Below are 22,079 nucleotides of genomic sequence, written 5' to 3' on the forward strand. Positions count from 1 at the left end.
CGCAGTGCGGTCGCCGCGGCGGGGGCGTTGATGATCGTTCCCGCGGTCGCGGCCGGTGAACCGGTGTACATCTCGGGTGAGGACGTCACCGACGTGGCGCTCGCCAGCAGTGCGGGCGGCGGCCTGGTGGGTCTCACGGACCCGTCCGAGGTCAGCGCCGACGGCTCGCGCCCGGAGAACGGCGAACTCGGCTCGGAGGTGCTCGCCGCCGCTGGGGACCCCGGTGTCCTCGCGTTCGGCCACGGCCCGCTCCCGAGCGGGCCGCTTGGTATCCCGGGCACCATGCTCGACGCGTACATGCGCGCGACGCAGACGATCAACACCACGACTCCGGGCTGCAACATGGAGTGGTCTCTGCTGGCCAGCATCGGCCGCATCGAGTCCAACCACGCCCGCGGCGGCCGGGTCGACGCGCACGGCAACACCGCGTCCCCGATCCTCGGCCCGGTCCTCAACGGCGGCGGCTTCGCCGCGATCAGCGACACCGACGGCGGCCGCTACGACGGCGACAACCGTTGGGACCGCGCGGTCGGGCCGATGCAGTTCATCCCGTCGACCTGGAAGGGCTACGCCTCCGACGGAAACGGTGACGGCGAGACCAACCCGAACAACATCTACGACGCCACGGTCGGCTCGGCGAAGTACCTGTGCTCCGGCGGCATGAACATGGCCGACCCGCGCAACCGGGCCGCGGCGATCTGGCGCTACAACCACTCCGACAGCTACGTGCGCACCGTGATGGAGTGGGCCGTCGCGTACGCCAAGGGCGTCACCCCGGTGCCGACGACCCCGGTCAACGAGATCGAGCACCTCGGCGCGCCCGCGCCGGGTCCGAACCCGCCAGCCGGTGGCGTGATCACCCCGCCGTCGTCGACCACGGCGCCGGGCACCCCGCCGCCCGCGACCACGCAGCCGACGACCACGTCGGCCCCGTCGTCGTCGCCGTCCTCCTCGCCCAAGCCGACCACGACGACCCCGCCGCCGTCGTCCACGCCGCCGAGCACGACGACCCCGCCGCCCACGACCACCCCGCCGTGCGAGCCCACGGCGACGCCGACGACCCCGCCGTCGACGACCCCGCCGCCGACGACACCCCCGGCCGGGGAGGAGCCCACGGACCCGTGCGCCACTCCCACGACCACCCCGCCGCCGACCACGACGACGACCCCCAGCGGTGAAGCGGGCTCGGCGATCCCCACGAGCCCCACTCCCTGACCTTTATCCACAAGGGCACGGCTTATCCACAGCCCCCACCCACAATCTGGGTTCCGTCACCCTCCGCCGATAGACTGGCCAAGGGACGTCCCCCCAGGGTGGGTGGGGGTTTTGCCGTGCTCCGTGGCGATGTTTCCCGGCATGAGGCGCTCGGGCGTGAGGTGCGGGGTGTTCCAGCGTCAGGCGTTCCGGCGTGAGGTGCGAAGAGCCGGTCAAGGGTCGGTGGGTCGGCGTGGCCTTTGTGGGGCGAGTGGCTGGTCGTGGCCCCGGGCGGATTGCCGAATAGGTGGCCGTCGCGGGTGATCGCGGATGCCGCAGCGGCGCCTGCCCGAGCTGCCGGCGGTAATCGGTCGGGCCTGCCCACTGTCCGAATAGACCAACCGGCCGCCGAGGTCCGGCGTGGAGCGGCCGGGTTGCGCGTGCGCGATGTGGTGAAACCCGTCCCACACAAGCGGTCTGCGACACCTTGGGGTGTCTAGGCTTCCGAGCATGACGAGGGTTGCCGCGATCGACTGTGGAACGAACTCCATCCGCCTGCTCGTCGCCGATCTGACGCACCGCGGTGACGGGTCCGTCTGGTTGCGCGACGTTCACCGGGAAATGCGGATCGTGCGGCTGGGGCAGGGGGTGGACGCCACCGGCAGGTTGGCGCCCGAGGCCATCGAGCGCACCCGGGCCGCGCTGACCGACTACGTCGCGATCATGCGCCGCAAGGGGGCCGAGCGGGTCCGCATGGTCGCCACCTCCGCCACCCGCGACGCGGCCAATCGCGACGAGTTCTTCACGATGACCCGCGAGGTCCTCGGCGTGGAGGCCGAGGTGATCACCGGGGACGAGGAGGCCCGCCTGTCCTTCATCGGCGCCGTCGGCGACCTCGCGCCCGAGGACGGTCCCTTCCTGGTGACCGACATCGGCGGCGGCTCGACCGAATTCGTCGTCGGAAGCTGGGACGGGGTGAAGGCGACCATCCAGGCCGCCAAATCCGTCGACATCGGCTGCGTGCGGCTCACCGAGCGCGCCCTGCCCGACGACCCGCCCACCGAGCCGCAGATCGCCGAAGCCCGCAAGATCGCCGACGACGTGTTGGCCGACGCCTTCGAGGCGGTCCCGGTGGGCCAAGCGCGGACGTGGGTCGGCGTCGCGGGCACGGTCACGACACTCTCCGCGCTTGTCCTAAATCTGCCGGCGTACGACTCGGACGAAATCCACCTGTCCCAACTGACCGCTTCCGGCATTCGTGACACGGCGCGCCGATTGCTCACGGTGGGTCACGACGAGCGGGCCGCGATGCCCGTCCTGCACCCCGGTCGGGTGGATGTGATCGGGGGCGGCGCTTTGATCGTGCAAAGTATCGCTGAGCGGCTATTTTCTGAGACGGGTATCACAAAATTACTGGCCAGTGAACACGACATCCTGGATGGGATCGCCTTGTCGATCATTGAACCGCCTGACCCTGAGTGACGAGGTGACCCGCGTCTCAACGATGACCTGGCAGTGATTGGACAATGGAAATGTTCGGCTACCGGTCACTTCCGGATCCAGATATCCCCCAAATGGATGAACATGGTTCGATTGTGACTCGTTTGTGACGCCCTCGAACGCCGGTCGATTCGCCCCTCGGGTTAACTTCCACTCACTTTCGGAGCGGGCGGTACCGCTTCGTGACGACGGAGCCCGATGGCGCACAGCCCGAAAGCACGTCGGACCCGAGCTTGGGAGGAGACCCATGCGCAAACCACGCTGGATAGCAGCGTCGGTGATGCCCCTTGCACTCGCGCTCACGATCGCGGGTTGCGGCGGCGGCAGTGACAACGGAGGCGGCGGCGACACTGGAGCCGGTGGCAACAGCAACCCGGACGGCAAGCTGTCCGCGTTCGCGACCGAGCCTGAGAACCCGCTGGTCCCCGGCAACACGAACGAGAGCGGCGGCAGCAAGGTCGTCCGCGCTCTCTGGACCGGTCTGACCGAGTACGACGCGGTCACGGGCGAGTCGAAGAACGCGCACGCCGACAAGATCGAGACCACGGACTCCAAGGTCTACAAGGTCACGTTGAAGCCCGGCTGGAAGTTCCACGACGGCACCGACGTCAAGGCGAAGAACTACGTCGACGCCTGGAACTGGACCGCTTACAGCCCCAACGGCACCCAGGGCGCCAGCTTCTTCGAGCAGGTCGACGGCTACAAGGACGTCCACACCTCCGACCCGGATGGCACTGGCCCGCAGACGGCGCCGACGCCCACCACGAAGGAGATGAAGGGTCTCAAGGTCATTGACGACACGACCTTCGAGATCACCCTCAGCGCGCCGTTCTCGGTCTTCCCGCTGAAGCTCGGCTACAACCCGTTCTACCCGATGCCGGACTCGTTCTTCGCCGACCCGAAGGCGTTCGAGGCCAAGCCGGTCGGCAACGGCCCGTTCAAGTTCGTCTCGCGGACGCCGAACGCCGACATCACCCTGACTCGCTACGACGAGTACCAGGGCGCGGGCAAGGCCAAGTTCAAGGACCTCGTCTTCAAGATCTTCGAGTCCAACGAGGCCGCCTACACCGCGACCGTGTCCGGTGAGCTCGACTTCCTCGACACCGTCCCGTCTTCGGGCCTCGCCGGCGGCAAGTACAAGACGGACATGCCGGACCGCAACGGTTCGACGCCGTACATGGGCAACCAGACCCTGACGTTCCCCCTGTACGACCCGAAGTACGCGAGCCCGGACCTGCGCAAGGCCATCTCGCTGGCCATCAACCGCCAGGAGATCGTCGACAAGATCTTCGAAGGCACCCGCCTTCCGGCCGATGGCTGGGTCAACCCGGCGGTCCCCGGCTACGCCAAGGGCCAGTGTGGCGAGCTCTGCACGTTCAACCCGGAGAAGGCCAAGGAATACCTGGCCAAGTCCGGCTTCACGGGCTCGATCGACCTGGTCACCAACGCTGACGGTGGGCACAAGGAGTGGATGACCGCGACGTGCAACAGCATCAAGAACGCGCTGGGCATCGAGTGCACCTACTCCCCGATCCCGACGTTCGCTGAGACCCGTCAGCAGATCAACGCCAAGGCGATGAAGAGCATCTTCCGCGCGGGCTGGATCGCCGACTACCCGTCGATCGAAAACTTCCTCAACCAGATCTACCGGACCGACGCGTCCGCGAACGACTCTGGATACTCGAGCAAGAAGGTCGACGACCTGCTGGTCAAGGCCGACGCCGCGCCCAGCGTGGAAGAGGCCAACAAGCTCTACCAGGAGGCCGAGCGCGTGCTGGCCGAAGACATGCCGGTCATCCCGCTGTGGAACCAGACCGCGCAGTACGCCTGGTCGGAGAAGATCGACAATGTCCGCCTGAGCTCGCTGCGTGAACTGGACCTCACCACGGTGACGGTCAAGAAGTAGCCAGTAGTTCACTCCGGGCTGGGGTGCGGTGATCCCGCACCCCAGCCCGGAGTCAGGTTAGGAGACAAACCCATGGGGCGTTATGTCCTGCGTCGGCTACTACAACTGATCCCGGTCTTCATCGGGACGACCTTCTTGATCTACTGGCTGGTCTGGAGCCTGCCCGGCGATCCGTTCGCCGGGAAGTGCGGCGACCGCCCGTGTCCCGAGGCCTTCGTCGCCGCCATGACGGCGAAGTTCAACCTCGGCGACCCGGTTGTCGTCCAGTACGGCAAGTACATGATGAACCTGCTCCAGGGTGACTTCGGCATCACGTTCAGCGGTATCTCGGTCGGCGATCGCATCGCCACCGCCTACCCGAACACGATCCGCCTCGCGCTCGTCGCGCTGGCGATCGAAGCGGTGATCGGAATCTCGGCGGGGATCCTGACCGGCCTTCGCGGCCGAGGCTTCCTCGACAACCTGGTGCTCGTCACCACCCTGTTCCTTATCTCCCTCCCCGTCTTCGTGACCGGCTTCGTGCTCCAGATCGTGCTCGGCTTCGAGCTCGGCTGGATCAAGACGACGGTTTCCGAATCACCCGCCCCGTGGGGTCAGCTCATCGTTCCAGGCTTCGTGCTGGGAAGCCTGTCGATGGCCTACGTCACGCGGCTGACGCGCAGTTCGATCGCGGAGAACAGGCGCTCCGACTACGTGCGAACGGCAGTGGCCAAGGGCCTGCCGCAGAGCCGAGTCGTCGGTGTGCACCTTCTGCGCAACTCCGCGATCCCCGTGATCACGTTCCTCGGCACCGACCTCGGTTCCCTCATGGGCGGCGCGATCATCACCGAGGGCATCTTCAACATCAAGGGCATCGGAAACCTCGTGTACCGGGGAATCCTGAGCAAGGAAGGCGTCATCGTCACCGGGGTGGTCACCCTGCTGGTGATGGTCTACCTGCTGTCCAACCTGATCGTTGACATGCTCTACGCAGTCCTAGACCCAAGGATTCGCTATGACTGACCCGAGCAACGCGGCGACCGGAGCCGCGGTCACGAGCACGGCGTCCGACTCCGTCACCGCCGCCGAGCACGTCGAGAGCGCGGGCGCCAACAAGCCCCGCAGTCTCGCCTCGGACGCCTGGCACGATCTGCGCAGGCGTCCGCTGTTCATCATCTCCGGCTCGTTGATCCTGGTCATCCTCGTGATGGCGGCGTTCCCCGGGCTGTTCACCTCGGTGGACCCGACCTACGCCGACCTCGGCAGAAGTCGCAACGGTCCGTCGTCGGACGCGTGGTTCGGCTACGACAACCAGGGCGCCGACATCTTCGCGCGGACGATCTACGGCGCTCGCGCGTCGATCATCGTCGGTCTGTGCGCGACGATCCTGACCGTCCTCATCGGCGGCACGCTCGGCCTGCTGGCCGGCTACTACGGCGGCTGGCTCGACGGGCTCATGTCCCGGGTCGCCGACGTGTTCTTCGGCCTGCCGTTCGTGCTCGGCGCGATCGTGATCCTCTCGAGCTTCGGCGCCACCGGAAGCTCGAACATCGCCCAGATCATGTTCCTGGTCGTGGTGTCGATCTCGCTGCTGTCATGGCCGGTCTGCATGCGGATCATGCGGTCCGCGGCGATCACGGCGAAGCAGCAGGACTACGTGCGGGCCGCGCGGGCACTTGGCGCGAACTCGTCGCGGATCATCCTGCGGCACATGCTGCCCAACGCCGCGGCCCCCGTCCTCGTGTACGCGACCATCGCCCTCGGCGCCTTCATCGGCGCGGAGGCGACACTGTCGTTCCTGGGCCTCGGCCTGCGGGCGCCGGTCGTGTCCTGGGGCGTGATGATCGCGGACTCGCGCGACATCATCCGGGTCGCACCGCACACGCTTCTGTTCCCGGCGGCGTTCTTGACCACCACCGTGCTGGCCTTCGTGATGCTCGGCGACGCCGTGCGCGAAGCGCTGGACCCGAAGATGAGGTAAGGCGGAATGTCCGCTAACACTGAACAGTCCATTATGGACTCCGAAGGGGCCGAGCCGGTTCCCGGCGCGCCGCTGCTCGAGGTGAAGGACCTCTTCGTCGAGTTCCGCACCCGTGACGGCGTCTCCAAGGTGCTCAACGGCGTCAGCTACCACGTCGAGGCCGGGGAAACCCTCGCGGTCCTCGGCGAGTCCGGTTCGGGCAAGAGCGTCACCGCCCAGACCATCATGGGCATCCTCGACATGCCGCCCGGCCACATCATGGGCGGCTCGATCAAGTTCCACGGCGAGGAACTGCTCAAGGCCAGCGACAAGCGGCGGCGGGAGGTGCGTGGTTCGGGCATCGCCATGATCTTCCAGGACGCCCTTTCCGCGCTCAACCCGGTTTTCACCGTGGGCTTCCAGATCGAGGAGCAGCTGCGACTGCGCAAGGGTATGTCCCGAAAGGACGCTCGTGCCCGCGCCATCGAACTGCTCGACCTGGTGAAGATCCCCGGCGCCAAGCGACGCGTGCGGCAGTACCCGCACGAGTTCTCCGGCGGTATGCGGCAGCGCGCGATGATCGCGATGTCGCTGGCGCTCGACCCGGAGATGCTCATCGCCGACGAGCCGACCACCGCCCTGGACGTCACCGTGCAGGCCCAGATCATGGACCTGCTCAAGGAACTCCAGGTCGAGCGGAACATGGGCATGATCCTGATCACCCACGACCTCGGCGTCGTCGCCGAGGTCGCGGACCGGATCGCGGTCATGTACGCGGGCCGGATCGTGGAGCAGTCCGACGCGCTGTCGCTGTACCGCAAGCCGGGGCACCCCTACACCAAGGGTCTGCTCGAATCCCTGCCGCGGCTCGACCAGCGGGGCCAAGAGCTGATGACGATCAAGGGCCTGCCGCCGAGTCTGCTCAAGATCCCGACGGGCTGCCCCTTCCATCCCCGCTGCCCGATGGTCCAGGACGTCTGCAAGACCGACGTCCCGCCGCAGCACCGCCTGATGCCCGGCCGGATGAGCGCCTGCCACTTCGCTGAGGAGCTGATCTCCGAGTGACCGACAACATCCTTGAGGTGCGCGACCTCGTCAAGCACTTCCCGGTCAAGGTGGGCGTGCTGTTCAAGCGCACGGTCGGCCACGTCCGCGCGGTCGACGGCGTGTCCTTCGACCTGCGGCGCGGCGAGACCCTCGGCGTGGTCGGCGAGTCCGGCTGCGGCAAGTCGACCCTCGCCCAGGTGCTGATGCGCCTGGAGCCGCCCACCGGCGGCAGCGCGAAGTTCGAGGGCCGGGACATGTTCGCGATGAAGGGCCCGGAGCTGCGCAAGCTGCGCCGGGACATCCAGATCGTGCTGCAGGACCCGTACACGTCGCTCAACCCGCGGATGACGGTCGGCGACATCATCGGCGAGCCGTTCGAGATCCACCCCGAGGTGGCGCCGAAGGGTTCGCGGGCGAAGAAGGTGCGCGAGCTGCTCGACGTGGTCGGGCTCAACCCCGAGCACATCAACCGCTACCCGCACCAGTTCTCCGGCGGCCAGCGCCAGCGCATCGGCATCGCCCGCGCGCTCGCGTTGCGCCCCAAGGTGATCGTCTGCGACGAGCCGGTGTCCGCTTTGGACGTCTCGATCCAGGCGCAGGTCATGAACCTGCTGGGCGACCTGCAGTCCGAGTTCGGGTTGTCCTACGTCTTCATCGCGCACGACCTGTCGGTGGTCCGCCACCTGTCGGACCGGGTCGCGGTGATGTACCTGGGCAAGGTCGTCGAGATCGGCACCGAGCAGGAGATCTACGAGCACCCGACGCACCCCTACACCCAGGCGCTGCTCTCCGCGGTGCCGGTGCCGGACCCGGAACTGCGGGGCCAGCGCCAGATCATCCGGCTCGAGGGTGACGTCCCCAGCCCGGTCGACCCGCCGTCGGGCTGCCGCTTCCGCACGCGCTGCTGGAAGGCGCAGGACATCTGCGCCGAAGAGGAGCCCGCGCTGATCACCAGGGTGGCGGCGCATCCCAGCGCCTGTCACTTCGCTGAAGAGAAGTCGGTTGTGCCCTGATGTCCGGGAACACTGGAGAGAGTCGAACAGGAGTACGCGTGAAGCGACGCAAGACGCTGGTGGCAGCGCTCGCGGCCCCGCTGGTCGTGTCCCTCGCCTGGGTCGCCACACCATCGGCGACCGCGGGTCAGGAACTGTCCGGCAAGTCCGTCGAGTTCAACGTTCTCGCCGCCGACGGCACCGCTACGGAGGCCCTTGAGGCCGCCGTGCGCAAGGCAGGCGGCACCGTGGTCGCCAGTAACCGCACTGTCGGGTTGCTGACGGCGACCGCGCCGGAGAACGGTTTCACCCAGCGGCTCTCGGCTGAGAAGTCGGTCGCCGCGGTGGCCCGATCGAGGTCCATCGGCCAGTCCCCGGACGCCAGGGCGCCCAAGGACAAGGCGAAGGACATCGAGAAGGAGAACCGGGCGGCGGGCGGCAAGGGCGCGCAGGGCGCGGTCACGGCGGGCATGGACCCGCTCGACTCCCAGCTCTGGGGTCTGAAGTCGGTCCGCTCCGACCTGGCCCGCGAGGTCCAGGCCGGGGACAAGCGCGTCAAGGTCGGTGTCCTGGACACCGGTGTCGACGGCAGCCACCCGGACATCGCGCCGAACTTCGACCGTCAGCTGTCGCGCAACTTCACCCGCGACATCCCGGTCGACGACCTCGGCCAGGAAGTCGACGGCCCCTGTGAGTACGCGGGCTGTGTGGACCCGGCGGACGTCGACAACGGCGGCCACGGCACGCACGTGGCCGGCACCATCGCCGCCGCGGCCGACGGCCACGGCATCTCCGGTGTCGCGCCTGGTGTGTCCATTGTGAACATCCGCGGTGGACAGGACTCCGGCTACTTCTTCCTGCAGCCGGTCGTCGACGCGATGACCTACTCCGGCGACGTCGGCCTCGACGTGGTCAACATGTCGTTCTACGTCGACCCGTGGCTCTACAACTGCAAGAGCAACGCGGCCGACAGCACCGAAGAGCAGGTGCAGCAGCGCATCGCGATCATCTCGATCACGCGCGCGATGAACTACGCCTACCGCAAGGGCGTCACCCAGGTCGTGTCGCTGGGCAACCAGCACCAGGACCTGGGCAAGCCGCTGCCCGACTCGTCGAGCCCGAACTTCCCGGCGGGCAACGAGCACGACCGCGTGATCGACAACGCGGACTGCTTCTCGCTGCCGGTCGAGGGCCCGCACGCGGTCGGTGTCAGCTCGTTCGGTCCGTCGCAGGCGAAGGCTGACTACTCGAACTACGGCTTCGAGCGCATCTCGGTCTCCGCCCCCGGCGGCTACTTCCGCGACGGGCTCGGGACTCCGACGTACCGGACCAACGGGAACCTGATCCTGTCGGCCTACCCGAAGAACGTCGCCCTCACCGAGGGCGCGATCGACGCGGACGGCAACCTCACTCCCGACGGCGAGGCGCTCGGCGTGCAGAAGGCGTGCAGGCCGGACGGTTCCTGTGGCTACTACCAGTTCCTGCAGGGCACCTCGATGGCCTCGCCGCACGCTTCCGGTGTGGCGGCGCTGATCGTGGCGCAGTACGGCAAGTACTCGGCGGGTGGGGTGAACCTGGATCCGGCGAAGACCCAGCGCGTCCTCGAGGGCACGGCACACGACATCGCGTGCCCGTCCCCGCGGACGGTGGACTACACGCTGGTCGGCCGGTCCGCCGAGTTCAACGCCACCTGCGAGGGCGACGCGGCGTACAACAACTTCTACGGCCATGGTGGTGTCGACGCGTACACCGCCGTCACCAAGGGCGCGAAGTTCCTGAAGTAACCGTTTGACCGACGATGGCCCCCTCCGGTTGGAGGGGGCCATCGTTGTCTTATCGGGCATGCAGAACAGGCGTTGGCCGATGTAGGCGCACCTGACGTGCTGTCTCTTCGAGCACCTCAGCCAACGCGTCGGCTTGGTCGGCTGATGCCCAACCGACCACGAGTCCACTCGCATGATGACGCAGGCGTGCCGGAATGGGGTCCATCTTGCGCGCCGGCGCGACCAGATTGGCGGCCAAGTCGGCCTGTTCGGGAGTCGTGATCATCTGCGACTCCTGCCGGACGAGGCACGAGTCGCACTCTCCTGCGCGATCCATCCGGAGTTGCATGCGCGGCACATCCCACGGCGAACATCACGGCGAAAGTCTTCTGTGGGCAGCTCTACGGTAAGCCCGCACACCGTCTGGTACGTCGCTCCAGGGAGTGGCGGAAGCAGGGCGTCGCCCGCGTTGGGGATGGCGTGAAGTTCTCCGGCTGCCCCCTGCCATTGGTATGGACGCATGGGCACCTCCTCGACACGAGCCTGACGTAGAATCCATAGAATCTCACTACCGATCACCCGTTCGATCTAATGTCAGAGGTGGCTATGGTCGCTACCAGCAGGATGTTGGTAGCGTCGAAAGCGCGAATTCTGCAGATTGCACGAAGGAGTGGCCGTGAAACCGTCCCATCTGGGGTCGACCTCCAAGAACGGCGGCTGTCCGGAGCTCTACGCCACGGACCGAGGGACCTACGTCGTCCAGGGAACCAAGGTCACTGACCCGGAAGCCCTGGCGACTCTCAGGGCGAGAGGCATGCCAGATCATGAGACCGCCGTAGAGACCCCGGTGGCACTGTTGAACTTCGCGCCGAAGAGTGGCGTGTGACTGGACAACACCTCGCGCCAGGTGAGCTGGGACAGCTGTTCGCCGCGGTCCGTCGCTCGTGTTGGCGTTGGGAGTGTCAGCGACGCTACGCCGTGGACGAATCCGAGTTACGGGCGTGGCGGGATGGTCGCACCCTCCCGGAGTCCCAAGCGGACCAAGCCTGGGAGGCGTACATCAGGGGCTTGCGGGCCGCGGATATCGCGTTCGAGCGGGTTCGCATGGTGCACGAGCCGCCCACCGAATACCAACGGTGGATCTATACGACTACGGCCAGGAACGTTCGTATCGGCGAGGACGTGCGGTGGCTGAGTGAATCGGACTGCAGGCGGCTGGAGATGCCGGCTGACGACTTCTATCTCATTGACGACCAGCGCGTCGCGGTCCTGCGATTCGACAGGCTCGGCGAGATGGTGGCGATTGATGTCGCTGACGACTCGGACACTCTCGCGCTCTATCGGACCTATCGTGATCGCGCCTGGGCGGTCGCCACCAGCCACCACCTCTACGATCCAGCGCATGGTGAGTGCTGAGAAGCGGCAGCTCGAATTCGCTGACCGCCTTCGACAGTTCCGATCAAGCTCGGGTTTCGGCACTGGCAAGGACTTCGCCGAACACATCGGCTGGCAGGCGTCGAAGGTGAGCCGGATCGAGAACGGTCGGACTCTTCCTTCGGACGCGGATGTCGCCGAATGGCTTCGCGCCGTGAAAGTGTCCGAGTCCGAGGCCGACTCGGTGCGCGACGAGCTGCGTGAGATCAGGCTTGCCCGGGACCGCTGGCGCCGACAACTTCGCGAGGGCCACGCCGACCGCCAGCGCCGTGAGGCTGAGGCGGAACAAGAGGCGACTCGTCTGGTGTCGGTCGAGTTCTTCGTTGTCCCGGGTCTCGCGCAAGCTGCCGACTACGCCCGCCACCTGTTCGTAATGGCAGCCCGCTTGCACGAGACACCGAGTGATACCGAAGCGGCGGTGGCTGAGCGGATTCGACGGCAAGCCGTGCTCTACGACTCGACAAAGACCGTCGAGATCCTCGTCGGCGAATCAGCCCTGCGATATCCGATCTGCCCGGCGCCGATCATGCGCGCCCAGGTGGATCGACTGCTCGGGCTCCTCGACCTTCGGCATGTCCGTCTTGGCATCGTTCCGCTGGATACCGAGCTTCCGACCATCACCATGCACGGCTATGCCATCCTCGACGATGAGGTCACCGTCGAGATCAATCACACGGAGCTCAGGATCACCGATGTCGATGATGTCGAACTCTACGAACGGATCACCGCAGATCTGTGGCGGATAGCGCTCGAAGGCGACGAGGCACGCGCGATGCTGAGGAAGGGCTATCGTGCCTGACTCAAACCACGCGCCGAAGGTGGTCGTATTCGGCCTGGGCGGCACCATCGCCATGACGGCGGACTCGGGCGGCGGGGTGGTGCCCACGCTCTCGGTCGAGCAACTCGTCGCGGCGGTGCCGGGGCTCGCGGAGTCCGGGATCGACGTCGAGGTGGAGGACTTCCGGCGGGTTCCGGGCGCGTCCCTGTCGTTCGACGACCTCGACGCGCTCGCCGCCGAGGTCGAGCGGCGGCTCGACGGTGGCGCGGACGGGGTGGTGATCAGCCAGGGCACCGACACGATCGAGGAGACGGCGTACTTCCTCGACCTCGTGCACACCCGGGCGGAGCCGGTCGTGGTCACCGGGGCGATGCGCAACCCGACCCTGGCGGGCGCGGACGGTCCCGCGAACCTGCTCGCCGCGATCCGGACGGCGGCCAGTCCACCGGCCCGCGACCTCGGCGCGCTGGTCGTGTTCGCCGACGAGATCCATGCCGCCTGTCGGGTCCGCAAGACGCACTCGACCAGCGGCGGCACTTTCCAGTCGCCCAACGGCGGCGCGCTCGGCTACGTGGTCGAGGGCGACGCCCGGATCCTGAACCGCCCGGTCCGGTGGCTACCGGCCCAGGTGGACGGTCCGGCGGGGCAGCCGACCGTCGCCCTCGTGACCATGACCCTCGGCGACGACGGCACGGTGCTCGACGCCGTCGCTGACCGGGCGGACGGGCTGGTGGTCGCGGCGTTCGGGGTGGGGCATGTGCCCAGCGGGGTCGTCGACCGGCTTGGCCTGGTGGCCGCGCGGATCCCGGTCGTGCTCGCGTCCCGCACGGGCTCGGGCCCGGTGCTCACCGAGACCTACGCGTTCCCCGGGTCGGAGTCCGACCTGCTGGGGCGGGGCCTGATCCCGGCCGGGTTCCTCGACCCGCTGAAGGCCCGCATTCTCCTGCGCCATCTGCTCTCCCGCGGCGCGAGCCTGGCGAGCATCCGGGACGCCTTCGCCTGCGTCTGAGTTGCGCTTGCTTGATCAAGCGCGCTAAATGGGATCACCTGCATCATCGGGCGGCCCGAATGAGGTGGCGTGATGACCGGACAGCACGAGGCCACCCCGCCGCCCCGGGTCCGCCGATCCTGGCGCGATCGATTCTGCGCCGCCCCGGTCCGCCCGGGCCGCTCGGCGGCGGTCCGCGAACGCCTGGCCGACGAATCCCGGCCGCAGTGGCAGCGGCACAACGCCGATCTGGAGCGTGCGGCCGCCCGGATCGTGGTGGTCGACTTCTCGCTGGTCCCCGTCCTCGCCCGGGCCGCGGACTACTCGCGGCACCTGGCGGGTCTGACCGACGGCGGGTGGGCCGACCCGGAGTCGGTCCTCACCGACCGGATCCGCCGCCAAGCCGTCCTCTACGACCCGGCGAAGACGGTCGAGATCCTCCTCGGCGAGTCCGCGCTGCGCTATCCGCCGTGCCCGCCGCGGATCAGGCGCGCGCAGTCCGCCCGCCTCACCGCGCTGCTCTGCCTGCGCCGGGTCCGGTTGGGAATCATCCCGCTGAACGCCGAGTTGCCGACGATCACCGAGCACGGCTACAGCATGTTCGACGACCAGGTGGTCGTGGACGTCAACCACACCGAGGTCACCATCACCGACCCGCACGACGTCGCCCTGTACGAACGAATCACCGCCGCCCTCTGGCGATCCGCCCTCAGTGGCGACGCGGCCCGCGCCCTGCTGCGCCGCGCGGGTCGCTGACGCAGGCGACCCGCCAACTAGCGATTCGAGGCCCGCTTCACGAACTTCGCCAGGTCTTTCGACTGCTCAAGCCTGGATGGTTCGTGGATGTACATCATGTGTCCGGCCGGGTAGTAGACGACTTCGATGTTGTCGCGCAGTTCGTCGGGCAGGGCCAAGTGCGCCAGCGTGTGGTCGGTCGCGAAATACGGTGTGGCGCCGTCGGTGTAGCCGGAGGCGACGTGGAGTTTGAGGTGTGGGTTGGCGCGCATCACCGCGGAGAGTTTGTCGGTGACGGTGACGTGGGCGTTCTCGAACTCCTTGAACGACCAGTCGCGGTTGACCGGCAGGCTCAGCACCTCGTACGGCAAGTCCTTGTGGTAGCCCAATTCGGCGTGCAGGTAGTGGTTGATGCCCGCGGTGTAGGCGCCCATGATCGCCGACATCGACGGGTCCTCGCTGAGCTTCTCGCGGCCGTAGTCGCCGTCCCAGCCGGTGAAGCGGCCGTCGAGCCTGCCGACGGTCTGCTTGCGGTGGCGCAGGAGTTCGGCGAAGAAGCGGGTGTGCTCGATGCGCAGGTCGACGCGGTCGACGTACTCCTCGGACAGCCCCGACAGCCGGGCCACCGTCGCCACGATGGTCGCGCGGTCCTCAGTGGACAGACGGGAGCCTTGGCTGAGCGCCCAGGGGTAGTCGCGGGAGGCGAACTCCTCGGCCTCGGCGAGCACCTCGTCCAGGGCGCGGTCGCCATGTAGGCCGTGGTGGTGCGCGATGGCGGCGTAGGTCGGCAGGTAGAGCGGGTAAGGAAGGTCGTTGCCCTCGGCGAAGATCAGGGTGGAGAAGTCGAGCACCGACGAGATCAGGATCAGGCCGTTGAGGTACATGCCGTGGCGGGTGTGCAGGTGGTGCGCGAGGCCGCCCGCGCGGGTGGTGCCGTAGGACTCGCCCGCGAGGAACTTCGGCGAAGTCCACCGGCCGTTGCGGGTCGTCCAGAGCCGGATGACCTCGCCGACGGACTCCAGGTCGCCCTGGAAGCCGTGGTGGTCGCCCGGCTTCTCGCCCTTGATCGCGCGCGAGTAGCCGGTGGACACGGGGTCGATGAAGACGAGATCGCTGTGCGCCAACAGGGTTTCCGGGTTGTCGACCAGCCCATACGGCGGCGCGGCCAGCGCGCCCGCGTCGCCCGCGACGACCCGCCGCGGGCCGAGCACACCCAGGTGCAGCCAGATGCTCGACGAGCCGGGGCCGCCGTTGAAGGCGAAGGTGACCGGGCGGGTGGCCGGGTCGGCGCCGTCGAGGGTGTAGGCGGTCACGAAGACCTCGGCCTTGGGGAGGTGGCCGTCGAAGGTTCCGTCGGTCATCACCTCCTGGCGCAGCACCAGTCTGCCGGTCGTGGCGGTGTAGGCCAGCTCGCGCTTGCGTACTGTCAGCGTGTGCGACGTCGTGACCAGATCGTCGACGGGCTCCGGGTCCGGCCTGTCGACGGGTGCGTCCTGGGATGCCATGGGCCGACCCTACGGCTTACCGGTTATTCACTTGGGGGTATCCGGTGACTCTGGAGGAACTCGACCGCGCCGTCACCGGCTGCCGCGCCTGCCCCCGCCTGGTCGCGTGGCGCGAGGAGGTCGCCCACGTCAAACGAGCCGCCTTCCGCGACCAGGAGTATTGGGGCCGCCCGGTTCCCGGCTTCGGCCCCCCGGACGCGTCGATCGCCATCGTCGGCCTGGCCCCCGCCGCCCATGGCGCGAACCGAACGGGCCGAATGTTCACCGGCGACCGCTCCGGCGACGTCCTGTACGCCGCCATGCACGCGGTGGGGTTGGCGTCGCAGCCCACCTCCACCCATATCGGCGACGGGCTGGAACTGTTCGGGGTTCGCATCACGGCTCCGGTGAAGTGCGCGCCGCCCGCCAACAAGCCGACCCCGCAGGAGCGGGATAACTGCAGGCCGTGGCTGGAGCAGGAGCTGGTTTTGCTGCGGCCGACCCTGCGCGCCGTGGTGGTGCTGGGCGCGTTCGGTTGGCAGGCGGTGCTGCCGGTGCTGAGCCGGTACTGGATGGTGCCGGTGCCTCGACCGGTGTTCGGGCACGGCGCGCGGTACTCGCTGGCGGCGCTGGACGGAGGTCCGGACTTGCAGCTGTTCGGCTGCTACCACGTGAGCCAGCAGAACACGTTCACCGGCAGGCTGACACCGGCGATGGTGGAGGCCGTCCTGGCCGAGGCAAAGGGCGTGCATTGACATCAGAGGCGTTGTGACTGCAAAATGCAGGCATGGCGGTGCTGACGATTCGAGATGTTCCAGACGACGTGAAGAACGCCTTGGCTCAGGACGCGCGGGAACGCGGGCAGTCGCTGCAGTCTTTCCTGTTGAGCATGCTCAAGCGGCAGGCGGACTTCAGTCGCAACCGGCAGCTCCTCGCCGAGATCGAACGCGACCTCGCGACGGACGGCGGTGCGGGCGAGGACGCGCCCGATGCCGCGGACCTCGTGGAGCGTGCACGGGCAGACCGCGACGACAGGCCGGGTTCCGATGTGCGTAAGACCGGCGGCGCCGCGTGATCGTGGTGGACGCCTCCGTCTTGGCGAACATGTTGGTGTACGCGGACGACCGCGGTCGCAAGGCGCGGGCGGTGCTGGCCCGGGATACCGAATGGTCCGCGCCCGAGCACTGGAAGGCCGAGGTCTTCTCGGTGATCCGAGGACTCACGTTGGGGCGCAAAATCACTGAGGCACAAGGCCTCCGGGTCGTCGAGCGGCTTCCGCAGCTCGGCATCGACACCGTGCCGCTCGACGACCTTCTGCCGCGGATGTGGCAGCTCCGGGCAGGCGTCAGCGGTTATGACGCCGCCTATGTCGCGCTCGCCGAGGCGCGTGGTCTCACCTTGGTGACCTCCGACGGTCGCCTCGCGCGCACTGCCACAACGTTCTGTCGCGTCGAACTGGTGTCGTGATCACGGGTGCGAGACCGCTGATCCTGCTTGACGTCGACGGGCCGCTGAATCCGTTCGCCGGGACCGCGGAGACGCGGGCCGGGTTCGTCGAGCATCAGATCCGGTTGTCGCGGTGGAATAAGCGCAAGGTGCTTCGGCTCTGGCTCAACCCGGCGCTTGGTCCGGCTTTGCTGGGGCTGGCCGAGCGCACTGGTGCGCAGCTCGCCTGGGCGACGACGTGGGGGCATCGGGCCAACACCGTCATCGGGCCGGTCATCGGGCTTCCCGTGCTCCGCGTGGTCGAACTCGACGACGCCGGTGGGCGGTGGAAGTTCCCCGCCGTGGAGCGGTTCGCGGCGGGTAGGCCGCTGGTGTGGCTGGACGACGACTTCGATCTCTACCCCGCCGTGCGGGACGAGTTCCTCGGCAGGCGGGTGGGGGTGCCGACCGAGTTGTGGCGAATCGATCCTCGCGTCGGGCTGACCATGGGGGACTTGGCCGCGGTCGAGGCGTGGCTTGACGGGCACTCGAATGTCGGTACGCCCGAGTGATCGACACCGGTACTCTCGCTGGTGCGCTATCCCGCCGCGCGGGGGGTCGGTGTTCCCAGGCGGGCTGAGGAAGTCCTGTGTCGACGGCGCTTATCGTTCTTCTCCTGATCCTTTGGCATCCCTACGTCCTGTGCAAACTGCTGCCCGGGCGTGACATCCGGGTGCGCGTGCTGGAGGTGGAGGTCAGCATTACCCGAATGTGATCGCGCCCATAGTCCGCGTGCGGCATGCTCGGTTCATGAGGGACCGCCTCCCGGTCTTGCTGGTGGTGGCCGCGATGCTTCTGCTCGCGGTCGCCGCCGCGCGCGGGGAGTCGGCGGTTCCGCGCGGTGCGCCGTTGGGGACGGTGATCGAGCCACCCGACAGCGCTGTGGCGCCGCGGACGGAACCGGGGGAGCGCAACTTCCTCCTCGACCTGCTCGGCGGGATCACCGCGGGTGTGTTCCTGCTGCTCGCGGCCGTGATGCTGCTGGTCTTCGTCGCGGGCGCGCTGGCCATGCTGGCAGGCCTGCGACGTCGCCGCGCCCGGTTCGCCCGGTTCGAACCGGACGAGCCGCGGCGGGCGGAACTGCCCTCGGGTGGAACTCCGTCCGACCTGGTGGAAGCCGCCCGCGCGGCCCGGGTCGAGCTGAGCAGGCGGGCCGGTGGGCCGCCCGCCGACGCGATCGTGGCGGCCTGGCTGGTGTTGGAGAACGCCGCCGCACGTCGCCGCGCGGCGCACGAGACGCCGACTGAGTTCACCGCCCGGGTGGTCGCCGAGCAGGACCTCGACGCGACCGCGGTCATCGATCTGCGTCGGCTGTACCACCGGGCGCGGTTCGGCCCGCCCGGACTGGTCACCGAGGCCGACGCCGCCGCCGCTTCCGAGGCGCTGCGGCGGATCGAGAGCGGGGTGCGCTCATGAGTCGTGCGCGTCGGCGTGGATGCGGTCGTGAGTCCCGCTGTGGGTTCGTGGCTTCGCGGAAGATCGTGTGCGGGCGGGTGGTGGGCGGGAATCGGCCGCCGAGTGAGACTGAGGTGCGGTCGTGAGTCCCGTCCGGAGTTGGTCTCTCGCCGTCCTCGTGACCGTTCTCGTCTCCGCCCTGGGGGTCTGGCCCGGCAACATCCCCCTCTTCTGGTCCGCCTGTCTGGGCGTCGCGGGCGGGGCCGTCACCTTGCTGGCCACCCGCTACGCGGGCCCGCTCGATCCACTGTGGAGGGCGGTGCCCGATCCGGCGGGCTCGGCCACCGACCTGCAGGCGGCGAACCTGGCGGGCAGGCTCGCGGAAGCCGCCGTCGACCAGGTCCGGTTCGTCTCCCGGGTCCAGCCAAGGCTGCGGGCCCTGGCGGAGGCCGCGGTGCGGGAGCGCGGGCTGTCCGGCACCGAGGCCGCGGACTTCCTCGGCCCCGACCTGGCGGAGCTGATCTCCTCCCCGCACGCCGAACTGCCGCCCCCGCACCGGGCCGCCGAGTTGCTCGCCCGACTGGAGAAGCCGTGAAACAGTCCACTGTGGAGTCCGTTGCCGCCGCTGTCACGGCCGCCCTGGCCGAGGTCGTCGTCGGCCGCGAGCGCACGGTCCGGCTCGCCCTCGCCGCCGTGCTCGCAGGCGGACACGTCCTGATCGAGGACGTTCCGGGGCTGGGCAAGACGCTGCTCGCCCGCGGTCTCGCCCGCGCGCTCGGCCTCGACTTCGCCCGTCTGCAGTGCACCCCGGACCTGCAGCCCGCCGACGTCACCGGGTCCTTCCTCTTCGACCCCGCCGAGCGCGAGTTCGCCTTCCGCGCCGGCCCGGTGTTCACCGGCCTGCTCCTCGCCGACGAGATCAACCGGACCCCGCCCAAGACCCAGTCCGCCCTCCTGGAAGCCATGCAGGAACGCCAGGTCACCGTCGAGGGCCGCACTTTCCCGCTGACCCGGCCGTTCCACGTGATCGCCACCGCGAACCCCATCGAGTACGAAGGCACCTATCCGCTGCCCGAGGCCCAGCTCGACCGGTTCCTGCTCCGTCTCGACGTCGGCTACCCGCCGCCGGAGGAGGAGGTGGAAGTGTTGCGCCGCAGGCTGAACCGGCGCACCGAGGACATCGAGACCGCGCAGGTGATCGACGCCGCCACGCTGCTCGACGTGCAGGCCGGGGTCGAGCGGGTCGACGTGGACGACGACGTCATCGGCTACTGCGTCGACCTCGCCCGCGCGACCCGCGCGCATTCCGCCGTCGAGGTGGGCGCCTCGCCGCGGGGGTCACAGGCGCTGCTGCTGGTTGCCCGCGCGTTGGCGGTGATCGACGGCCGCGACTACGTGGTGCCCGAGGACGTCAAGGACTGCGCCGTCGCCGCACTCGCGCACCGGCTCACGCTGCGGCCCGAGACCTGGAGCAGCGGGGTCACCGGGATCGCCGTCGTGACCGAACTGCTCGGCGCCGTCCCCGGTCCGGCGAGCACCCGGTGAGTGAGCGGGTGCTCGGCTGGTCGCGGGCTAGGCGGGCCGCGGGCAGTCGGGGCTGGCGCGGCACCGACGCGCTGGTGCGCGGCACGGTCGGCGGGCTGGGCCTGGTCGCCTGCGGGGTCGTCCTGCACCGGGTCGAGCTGGTCTTCCTCGGCGCGCCGCTGCTGGTCAGCACGGTCCTGGCGCTGACGGTTCCGGTGGGGGCGGTTCCGGTCCCGACGGTCGCCAGACTGCCGAGGACGGTCGAGGCGGGCGACGACGGCCTGCAGACCATCGCCTTTCCCGCCGATCCCGCCGTGGAGTTCCTCGCCGTGCGGTTGCCGCTCCCTGACGGCGAGGGCATCGGGCCGGTCCACCTCGTGCCCGGCTCGGCCGGGTCCGTTCGCGTCCGACTGCGTTGGAACGCCTGGGGTGAGGGCGTCGACCTGCGACCGGACCACCTGGTCGCTGGCCGTGACGCGCTGCTGATCTCCGGCCCGGTCACCGGCCGGGAGAGCAGGCGCACCGTGCTGCCCCCGGTCGTCCCGCTGCCGCCGGGTCCGCTGCCGCCGCGCGTCGCCGGGCTCGTCGGCGCACACCGGTCGGCCAGGCCGGGCGACGGCACCGAACTGCGCGCCGTGCGCCCGTTCCAGCCCGGCGACCGGGTCCGCCGGGTCGACTGGCGGGTCACGCTGCGCGCGGGCGCGGCGACCGGTGACGTGCTCGGCCCGGGGACGCTGCACGTGCGGGAGCGGCACGCCGAGGCCGACGCGGAGCTGATGCTCGCCATCGACTCCCGGGTGGACGTGGTGCCGGAACTTGCCCGCTGGTCCGACAGCGAGGACAACGCGGTGCGCGCGGGCGGCACCCTCGACGCCTCCGTCCGGGCGGTCACCGCGCTCGCCGCGGGCTACCTGCGCCAGGGCGACCGGGTCGGCCTGATCGACCTGGGCAGGCCGCAGCTCGGCATCGCGCCCGCAGCGGGCCATCGCCAGCTGCTGCGCATCCGCCACCAGCTCGTCGCGTGCTCGCGTGCGGCGGGCTGGGCGCCCAAACCGGTGTTACGGGCCCGGCAAATGCCCTCGGGGGCCGTCGTGCTCGTCCTGTCGCCGTTTCTGGACGACGCCATCGCCGACTGCGTTGCGCTCGCGGCGCGGCGCGGGGAGCTGGTGATCGCCGTCGACATGCTTCCTCCGCGGCTGGTCGCCGACCCGGAGTCGCCTTGGGGCGAGGTCGTGCGCCAGGTGCTGGTCGGCGAGCACCGGGCCCGGCTCGCCGCGCTGAAGGCGCGCGGTGTCGCCGTGGTGCCGTGCGGTGCCGTGGCCGCCACGCTGCGTCGGGTCAGGCGGCGGCGGTGATCATCGACGGCGGCGTCCCCGCGAGCAGGCTCCGCACGGTCACCGCGCTGGTCTGTCTCGCCATCGGTGTGGACCTCGCCCTGCACGGCGCCGGGACCTTCACCGTCGCGGTGGCGGGTCTGCTGAGCGTCGCTTGTGTACTCGTCCCGGCCTCGCCCGCGCCGCTGCTGCTGATCGGCCTCGCCGCGGCGGTGCTGACCAGCTCGGGCACGGGCGCGTTCGGTCTCGGGGTGCTGGTCCTGATCCCGCTCGTGCACCTGCTCCACCTGTGCTGCGCGATCACCGCGGTGCTTCCGAAGGGCGCGCGGATTGCGCCGGCGGCATTCCGTTCGCCGTTACGCCGTTTCGCCGTCACCCAGCTATCCGTAACGATGATCGTTCTCATTGCGATGATTGTTCCCGCGGGTCGGACTCCGCCGATCTTGGAAGTCGCCGCATTACTCTCGATTGCGGGCATGGCACTCGCCGTGATTGTTCTGGACCGGTCCCGTCCGCCATCGCGAGATGAGTCACACCCTGCGGAAATGGCCTAGCGACCCCGGTCACATCACCGCGGGGGC

General features: G+C 68.9%; 24 protein-coding genes. 21 read left to right on the top strand and 3 right to left on the bottom strand.

Annotated features, from left to right (window positions below; genetic code table 11):
- Positions 1 to 30: 30 nt before the first annotated feature.
- From GPZ80_RS24360 to GPZ80_RS24395, 8 genes are all read left to right on the top strand, one after another.
- Positions 31 to 1,215 carry a lytic transglycosylase domain-containing protein gene (locus tag GPZ80_RS24360; protein WP_187223400.1) on the top strand — a complete coding sequence of 395 codons (1,185 nt, stop codon included), beginning with the start codon at positions 31 to 33 and terminating at the stop codon, positions 1,213 to 1,215.
- Positions 1,216 to 1,704: 489 nt separating this feature from the next.
- Entirely contained in the window at positions 1,705 to 2,676 is a 972-nt protein-coding gene (locus GPZ80_RS24365) for a Ppx/GppA phosphatase family protein (RefSeq protein ID WP_187223401.1), read from the top strand.
- A gap of 298 nt (positions 2,677 to 2,974) precedes the next feature.
- On the top strand, positions 2,975 to 4,600 hold the full coding sequence (locus tag GPZ80_RS24370; protein ID WP_246477417.1) for a peptide ABC transporter substrate-binding protein: 1,626 nt from the start codon (positions 2,975 to 2,977) through the stop codon (positions 4,598 to 4,600).
- Between the two features lie 72 nt (positions 4,601 to 4,672).
- Positions 4,673 to 5,602, top strand: coding sequence for an ABC transporter permease (locus GPZ80_RS24375; protein ID WP_187223403.1), 930 nt, complete (start codon positions 4,673 to 4,675; stop codon positions 5,600 to 5,602).
- Positions 5,595 to 6,560 (top strand): ABC transporter permease, encoded by a 966-nt coding sequence (locus GPZ80_RS24380; RefSeq protein ID WP_187223404.1) that lies wholly within the window; start codon positions 5,595 to 5,597, stop codon positions 6,558 to 6,560. The genes GPZ80_RS24375 and GPZ80_RS24380 overlap by 8 nt, the downstream gene beginning before the upstream one ends.
- 33 nt (positions 6,561 to 6,593) lie before the next feature.
- Complete coding sequence (locus GPZ80_RS24385; protein WP_246477442.1) at positions 6,594 to 7,604, top strand: ABC transporter ATP-binding protein; 1,011 nt, start codon at positions 6,594 to 6,596, stop codon at positions 7,602 to 7,604.
- Complete coding sequence (locus GPZ80_RS24390) at positions 7,601 to 8,599, top strand: ABC transporter ATP-binding protein (RefSeq protein WP_187223406.1); 999 nt, start codon at positions 7,601 to 7,603, stop codon at positions 8,597 to 8,599. Before GPZ80_RS24385 ends, GPZ80_RS24390 begins: the two co-directional genes overlap by 4 nt.
- Complete coding sequence (locus GPZ80_RS24395; RefSeq protein WP_187223407.1) at positions 8,599 to 10,362, top strand: S8 family peptidase; 1,764 nt, start codon at positions 8,599 to 8,601, stop codon at positions 10,360 to 10,362. The genes GPZ80_RS24390 and GPZ80_RS24395 overlap by 1 nt, the downstream gene beginning before the upstream one ends.
- 49 nt (positions 10,363 to 10,411) lie before the next feature.
- On the opposite strand, the gene GPZ80_RS24400 is transcribed toward GPZ80_RS24395, so the two are convergent.
- Both GPZ80_RS24400 and GPZ80_RS34090 read right to left on the bottom strand, forming a co-directional pair.
- Complete coding sequence (locus GPZ80_RS24400; protein WP_187223408.1) at positions 10,412 to 10,627, bottom strand: hypothetical protein; 216 nt, start codon at positions 10,625 to 10,627, stop codon at positions 10,412 to 10,414.
- A complete protein-coding gene (locus GPZ80_RS34090; RefSeq protein ID WP_187223409.1) occupies positions 10,624 to 10,863 on the bottom strand; it encodes an HC3 family zinc finger protein in 240 nt (79 codons plus the stop codon). The genes GPZ80_RS24400 and GPZ80_RS34090 overlap by 4 nt, the downstream gene beginning before the upstream one ends.
- Positions 10,864 to 11,223: 360 nt before the next feature.
- Here GPZ80_RS34090 and GPZ80_RS24410 point away from each other — a divergent pair, with 360 nt between their 5' ends.
- The 4 genes from GPZ80_RS24410 to GPZ80_RS24425 all read left to right on the top strand — a co-directional run bounded on the left by GPZ80_RS24410 (position 11,224) and on the right by GPZ80_RS24425 (position 14,297).
- A complete protein-coding gene (locus tag GPZ80_RS24410) occupies positions 11,224 to 11,757 on the top strand; it encodes a DUF6879 family protein (protein WP_376771712.1) in 534 nt (177 codons plus the stop codon).
- Complete coding sequence (locus GPZ80_RS24415) at positions 11,744 to 12,574, top strand: helix-turn-helix domain-containing protein (protein ID WP_187223411.1); 831 nt, start codon at positions 11,744 to 11,746, stop codon at positions 12,572 to 12,574. The genes GPZ80_RS24410 and GPZ80_RS24415 overlap by 14 nt, the downstream gene beginning before the upstream one ends.
- The gene (locus tag GPZ80_RS33805) at positions 12,567 to 13,562 is read left to right on the top strand and encodes an asparaginase (protein WP_312880545.1); all 996 of its coding nucleotides are present in this window, start codon (positions 12,567 to 12,569) and stop codon (positions 13,560 to 13,562) included. The genes GPZ80_RS24415 and GPZ80_RS33805 overlap by 8 nt, the downstream gene beginning before the upstream one ends.
- A 72-nt stretch (positions 13,563 to 13,634) precedes the next feature.
- On the top strand, positions 13,635 to 14,297 hold the full coding sequence (locus GPZ80_RS24425) for a DUF5753 domain-containing protein (RefSeq protein ID WP_187223412.1): 663 nt from the start codon (positions 13,635 to 13,637) through the stop codon (positions 14,295 to 14,297).
- Positions 14,298 to 14,314: 17 nt separating this feature from the next.
- Here GPZ80_RS24425 and GPZ80_RS24430 read toward each other — a convergent pair whose 3' ends face one another.
- Positions 14,315 to 15,781 carry a S10 family peptidase gene (locus GPZ80_RS24430; protein WP_187223413.1) on the bottom strand — a complete coding sequence of 489 codons (1,467 nt, stop codon included), beginning with the start codon at positions 15,779 to 15,781 and terminating at the stop codon, positions 14,315 to 14,317.
- On the opposite strand from GPZ80_RS24430, the gene GPZ80_RS24435 reads away from it, so the two are divergent.
- The 9 genes from GPZ80_RS24435 (at position 15,775) to GPZ80_RS24475 (ending at position 22,052) form a co-directional block, all read left to right on the top strand.
- Complete coding sequence (locus GPZ80_RS24435; RefSeq protein ID WP_187223414.1) at positions 15,775 to 16,515, top strand: uracil-DNA glycosylase; 741 nt, start codon at positions 15,775 to 15,777, stop codon at positions 16,513 to 16,515. The genes GPZ80_RS24430 and GPZ80_RS24435 overlap by 7 nt on opposite strands.
- Positions 16,516 to 16,547: 32 nt before the next feature.
- On the top strand, positions 16,548 to 16,835 hold the full coding sequence (locus GPZ80_RS24440; RefSeq protein ID WP_187223415.1) for a FitA-like ribbon-helix-helix domain-containing protein: 288 nt from the start codon (positions 16,548 to 16,550) through the stop codon (positions 16,833 to 16,835).
- Complete coding sequence (locus GPZ80_RS24445) at positions 16,832 to 17,227, top strand: type II toxin-antitoxin system VapC family toxin (RefSeq protein ID WP_187223416.1); 396 nt, start codon at positions 16,832 to 16,834, stop codon at positions 17,225 to 17,227. The genes GPZ80_RS24440 and GPZ80_RS24445 overlap by 4 nt, the downstream gene beginning before the upstream one ends.
- Positions 17,224 to 17,757: an HAD domain-containing protein gene (locus tag GPZ80_RS24450; RefSeq protein WP_187223417.1), complete on the top strand. Its 534-nt coding sequence runs from the start codon at positions 17,224 to 17,226 to the stop codon at positions 17,755 to 17,757. The genes GPZ80_RS24445 and GPZ80_RS24450 overlap by 4 nt, the downstream gene beginning before the upstream one ends.
- A 238-nt stretch (positions 17,758 to 17,995) precedes the next feature.
- Positions 17,996 to 18,661: a DUF4129 domain-containing protein gene (locus tag GPZ80_RS24455; RefSeq protein WP_187223418.1), complete on the top strand. Its 666-nt coding sequence runs from the start codon at positions 17,996 to 17,998 to the stop codon at positions 18,659 to 18,661.
- Positions 18,662 to 18,782: 121 nt separating this feature from the next.
- Positions 18,783 to 19,235: a hypothetical protein gene (locus GPZ80_RS24460; protein WP_187223419.1), complete on the top strand. Its 453-nt coding sequence runs from the start codon at positions 18,783 to 18,785 to the stop codon at positions 19,233 to 19,235.
- Positions 19,232 to 20,185, top strand: a complete 954-nt coding sequence (locus GPZ80_RS24465; protein ID WP_187223420.1) for an AAA family ATPase — start codon at positions 19,232 to 19,234, stop codon at positions 20,183 to 20,185. The genes GPZ80_RS24460 and GPZ80_RS24465 overlap by 4 nt, the downstream gene beginning before the upstream one ends.
- On the top strand, positions 20,182 to 21,519 hold the full coding sequence (locus GPZ80_RS24470; RefSeq protein WP_187223421.1) for a DUF58 domain-containing protein: 1,338 nt from the start codon (positions 20,182 to 20,184) through the stop codon (positions 21,517 to 21,519). Before GPZ80_RS24465 ends, GPZ80_RS24470 begins: the two co-directional genes overlap by 4 nt.
- On the top strand, positions 21,516 to 22,052 hold the full coding sequence (locus tag GPZ80_RS24475; protein WP_187223422.1) for a hypothetical protein: 537 nt from the start codon (positions 21,516 to 21,518) through the stop codon (positions 22,050 to 22,052). The genes GPZ80_RS24470 and GPZ80_RS24475 overlap by 4 nt, the downstream gene beginning before the upstream one ends.
- Positions 22,053 to 22,079 lie beyond the last annotated feature (27 nt).

Origin of the sequence: Actinokineospora xionganensis (assembly GCF_014323725.1) — a bacterium.
Lineage (GTDB): Bacteria > Actinomycetota > Actinomycetes > Mycobacteriales > Pseudonocardiaceae > Actinokineospora > Actinokineospora xionganensis.

Excerpts from the sequence above, each read along its gene's own strand:
- GPZ80_RS24360 (WP_187223400.1), top strand. The coding sequence starts at position 31 with ATGATCGTTCCCGCGGTCGCGGCCGGTGAACCGGTGTACATCTCGGGT.
- GPZ80_RS24365 (WP_187223401.1), top strand. The coding sequence starts at position 1,705 with ATGACGAGGGTTGCCGCGATCGACTGTGGAACGAACTCCATCCGCCTG.
- GPZ80_RS24370 (WP_246477417.1), top strand. The coding sequence starts at position 2,975 with ATGCCCCTTGCACTCGCGCTCACGATCGCGGGTTGCGGCGGCGGCAGT.
- GPZ80_RS24375 (WP_187223403.1), top strand. The coding sequence starts at position 4,673 with ATGGGGCGTTATGTCCTGCGTCGGCTACTACAACTGATCCCGGTCTTC.
- GPZ80_RS24380 (WP_187223404.1), top strand. The coding sequence starts at position 5,595 with ATGACTGACCCGAGCAACGCGGCGACCGGAGCCGCGGTCACGAGCACG.
- GPZ80_RS24385 (WP_246477442.1), top strand. The coding sequence starts at position 6,594 with ATGGACTCCGAAGGGGCCGAGCCGGTTCCCGGCGCGCCGCTGCTCGAG.
- GPZ80_RS24395 (WP_187223407.1), top strand. The coding sequence starts at position 8,599 with ATGTCCGGGAACACTGGAGAGAGTCGAACAGGAGTACGCGTGAAGCGA.
- GPZ80_RS24400 (WP_187223408.1), bottom strand. The coding sequence starts at position 10,627 with ATGATCACGACTCCCGAACAGGCCGACTTGGCCGCCAATCTGGTCGCG.
- GPZ80_RS34090 (WP_187223409.1), bottom strand. The coding sequence starts at position 10,863 with ATGCGTCCATACCAATGGCAGGGGGCAGCCGGAGAACTTCACGCCATC.
- GPZ80_RS24415 (WP_187223411.1), top strand. The coding sequence starts at position 11,744 with ATGGTGAGTGCTGAGAAGCGGCAGCTCGAATTCGCTGACCGCCTTCGA.
- GPZ80_RS24425 (WP_187223412.1), top strand. The coding sequence starts at position 13,635 with ATGACCGGACAGCACGAGGCCACCCCGCCGCCCCGGGTCCGCCGATCC.
- GPZ80_RS24435 (WP_187223414.1), top strand. The coding sequence starts at position 15,775 with ATGCCATGGGCCGACCCTACGGCTTACCGGTTATTCACTTGGGGGTAT.
- GPZ80_RS24430 (WP_187223413.1), bottom strand. The coding sequence starts at position 15,781 with ATGGCATCCCAGGACGCACCCGTCGACAGGCCGGACCCGGAGCCCGTC.
- GPZ80_RS24440 (WP_187223415.1), top strand. The coding sequence starts at position 16,548 with ATGGCGGTGCTGACGATTCGAGATGTTCCAGACGACGTGAAGAACGCC.
- GPZ80_RS24455 (WP_187223418.1), top strand. The coding sequence starts at position 17,996 with ATGAGGGACCGCCTCCCGGTCTTGCTGGTGGTGGCCGCGATGCTTCTG.